We start from the raw sequence: 245 nt of genomic DNA on the forward strand, positions 1-245 counted from the left end.
TGCCCCAGCGCGAAGAGGGCATGACAGCCTACGAGATGATGCTGTCGGAATCCCAGGAACGCATGCTGATGGTGCTGAAGCCCGAGCTTGAGGCCGAAGCCAAGGCAGTGTTCGAGAAATGGGATCTGGATTTTGCCATCGTCGGCGAAACCATTGCCGAGGACCGCTTCCTGATTCTGCACAATGGTGAGGTCAAGGCGGATCTGCCGCTGTCGAAGCCCTCCTCCTCTGCGCCGGAATATGAC

The 245-nt window shown here is 58.4% G+C and carries 1 protein-coding gene; it reads left to right on the top strand.

Annotation, left to right across the window (positions count from 1 at the left end; genetic code table 11):
- Window positions 1–245: AIR synthase-related protein (locus tag R2R70_RS22395; protein WP_410979256.1), on the top strand; the 245-nt coding region annotated here is incomplete at both ends.

The sequence above is a fragment of the Cobetia sp. SIMBA_158 genome, from assembly GCF_046566945.1.
Taxonomy (GTDB): Bacteria; Pseudomonadota; Gammaproteobacteria; order Pseudomonadales; family Halomonadaceae; genus Cobetia; species Cobetia amphilecti.